Below are 2,941 nucleotides of genomic sequence, written 5' to 3'. Positions count from 1 at the left end.
GGACGTTGATAGGTCAGGTGTGTAAGCGCAGTAATGCGTTCAGCTAACTGATACTAATTGCCCGTAAGGCTTGATCCTATAACAAGTCTGCCTTGTGTCGATGATCGTTAGTGCTTCAGCACTTACGAGCATCCCACGCAGAGCGTCGAGCAGCGAAGCTGATCGATGCGGCGCGCCGGTTGAAGTACCGGTGACCTGCGTAGCAAGATGAGACAAGTTGGATTCTCGTGTGTGATACACACAACTCAAAATTACTGCTTCTTCCAAGATTGGTTGCGCTGCGAAGCAACGCAACAACCCTCTTTGCCTGATGACCATAGCGAGTCGGTCCCACCCCTTCCCATCCCGAACAGGACCGTGAAACGACTCTACGCCGATGATAGTGCGGATTCCCGTGTGAAAGTAGGTAATCGTCAGGCTCCCTAAGCCAAGAACCCCTGCCCGAAAGGCGGGGGTTTTTGCATTGCGGCATCTCGAAAAGCATGTGGCCAAGCGCCGTGTGGCATGAGCTGGTTGTCGAAGGCGTCGGCTCAAATCGGAATCGCTTCCGCGAGACTGGCGCAAAATGCACTTCCCGCATCCGGGTGTCTGCACTCCAGCGAGCGGTGTTGCAGAAGCCACCGTCCTTCTACCCCTCGCTTGCTCCAGTGGTCACCAGGTCCGCAATGGGAAATCGCTTGGGTAGCTTCTCTATGGCAATCTGGCTCGGCCTTGCTCGACGCCGCCGCGATCAGACGCAGCTAGTCCTCGTCATCCGATAATCGATCAACGCGTATTGATCGCCGTTGTATTGAGCGCATCTTTCGCCAAGATCGATATGTCCGTGTGGCAGCGAGATGTGCCTTGCGTTCGCTCTACCCTCGGCGCGTTGTTGGCAAGAGTGGACAGGATGCCGCGGCTTCCGGCTCCCGCGTCGCATGAATCCGAGCGACTGTACTGTGCCGCCAGGAGAGGCGCGACATTGCTATCTAACGCTATTTTCGGTCCAACTCGCCGCATCTCGCCCCAAAAGAACCCTATCGTGGCGCAGCGTACGCTTGAGTCGCGGTAAGAGGCGACTCGCCCCGCGGGCCGGCCGCGCCGTGCGCATATTGCGGGTCAGACAAGATCAACAGTCGGCGCGGCTCTTTTCGGCGGCCGCTCGTTGACCGTCCCGTAACGCGTAAATTTCTTCGATGGAGAATAGGCGCCGCCGCCTCCGCGGCCACCCATTGGATCTGTTTTGCCCGTGTCGACGCGTCCCGCGCATTCGGTGTGTGCCGTATTCGGATCGCCAATCGGGGCGGCCCGCAAAGGGAAGCTGGGGCCCCACGTTTCGCTATTGATCCTGCTTCAGCTCGAGCATTGCCGGGCAGCACACGCCGGATGTCGACGCTCCGGCGCCATATATCGGCTTTATAGCGACGTAGAGAGCATGAGGTGCGAGGGCGCCCGTGTCGAATCCGGCGCGGACATTCGCGTTGGCTGGACGAAGCGGGCACGGGTACGAGCACTTGTGACATCGCGCGTGCGCCGAAGATTCGCAGCGACAAGCCCGCCAGATGCTGACGTTAGGTGGCTTGCACAACGAGACACTGCGGCGCTGAGCAGCAGAGCATTCGACGCGGCACCAGCAAAGTCATGGGAGGGACCTGGACGCACGTCGTCGCCAAGTAGGGGCTGTAAGCACATCGAGGTGTGCTTACAGCCGGATTTATCCTGAGGGGCGTCGTTGGACCAACGCGTACCGATTCAACGGTTGTGCCGCGCGCTGACCGACATGCGCCCAGCTCGCGCACCCGCATCGGGCGCAGCCTTCAATTGTTGATGCGCCCCGAGAACCGCGCACGTCTTCTGGACTCCGCAGCTGAAGCTGCCTGACGGGGCTTACCGTCTGATCTTCCCGCATGTGCGGTTGCAACCACGAAGAAACGAAGAATGTCGTTACAGAGCTCTCCGGGCGCATGGTGATCTGTATCGGAGGGGGAGGGTGACTCGAGACGCTATCAAGCCTTCCAGTGAAGCTGTCGAACGCACCGGTGACCGAATTCGGCGATGGAGCGGGACCGCTGCAATTTCCAGAAGGGGCGAAGGTCTTGCACGCACATGCCGCCGGACGAGGGGGCCAGGCAGTCCGCAGCACCGGCTGCAGAGCCTTTATTTCGCGCCGGACGCACCACCGAACCTCCCACGAGCAATCTCCAGCCGGCTCGCCAAACGCGCCCGGCACGAAATTTGCCGAAATTTGCATCTACCCGCTTGGCATTGTGCGAAAGAGGCCGTATGATGGCGGTCTTTCGTTTTCAGCGCAGATGCAGATCGGCGTTGAAGGCGGAGTCTGACGAAGATGTGGTGCCGGTCGGCAACATCTCGTGCTTGCCTTAGCCGGGCAAGGGCGGGGATCGGCGGGAAGCAGAAGTCGGGAAGAAAGTGAAAATAATCTTCCGGATGTGCTTGACAGGAGTGCGATGCACCCCCATAATCGTCAGTTCTCTACGGAGGGGTGCCCGAGTGGCTAAAGGGGGCAGACTGTAAATCTGTTGGCTTACGCCTACGTTGGTTCGAATCCAACCTCCTCCACCAAGATATCAGCGCAGTGAGCGGCAAGGAATCGTTAGTGGCCCGTGCGGGTGTAGCTCAATGGTAGAGCAGAAGCCTTCCAAGCTTACGACGAGGGTTCGATTCCCTTCACCCGCTCCAGACCGCTAAGTTGAAGCGTAGCGCCCATGTGGCTCAGTGGTAGAGCACTCCCTTGGTAAGGGAGAGGTCGGCAGTTCGATCCTGCCCATGGGCACCAGCAGTAAAAAGTCAGTGTCTTGTTTGCGCGCGGCGCAACCTGTGAAATTCCTTTTGGGAGTCGAAAATGGCCAAGGGTAAATTTGAGCGGACCAAGCCGCACGTGAACGTTGGTACGATTGGTCACGTTGACCACGGCAAGACGACGCTGACGGCAGCGATCACG

The 2,941-nt window shown here is 58.9% G+C and carries 1 protein-coding gene, 3 tRNA genes and 2 rRNA genes; all 6 read left to right on the top strand.

The genetic code is table 11. The features are described 5' to 3' along the window. A 23S ribosomal RNA gene (locus HWX07_RS36745) occupies positions 1 to 78 on the top strand; the annotation flags it as partial. A gap of 228 nt (positions 79 to 306) precedes the next feature. After that, positions 307 to 419 (top strand): 5S ribosomal RNA (rrf, locus tag HWX07_RS36740). Between the two features lie 2,057 nt (positions 420 to 2,476). Then, positions 2,477 to 2,562: transfer RNA gene (locus HWX07_RS36735), tRNA-Tyr, on the top strand. A 43-nt stretch (positions 2,563 to 2,605) separates the two neighbouring features. Continuing rightward, positions 2,606 to 2,679 (top strand) — tRNA-Gly (locus tag HWX07_RS36730). 22 nt (positions 2,680 to 2,701) lie between these two features. Then, positions 2,702 to 2,776 (top strand) — tRNA-Thr (locus HWX07_RS36725). A 66-nt stretch (positions 2,777 to 2,842) separates the two neighbouring features. Next, a partial coding sequence (locus tag HWX07_RS36720) for a GTP-binding protein (RefSeq protein WP_033453371.1) occupies positions 2,843 to 2,941 on the top strand: 99 nt, incomplete at its 3' end.

Source organism: Burkholderia sp. BCC0097 (assembly GCF_902832985.1).
In the GTDB taxonomy this organism is placed as follows: domain Bacteria; phylum Pseudomonadota; class Gammaproteobacteria; order Burkholderiales; family Burkholderiaceae; genus Burkholderia; species Burkholderia orbicola.
Note: the sequence above shows the minus strand (reverse complement) of the source record. Positions and strands in the feature narration are given on the sequence as shown.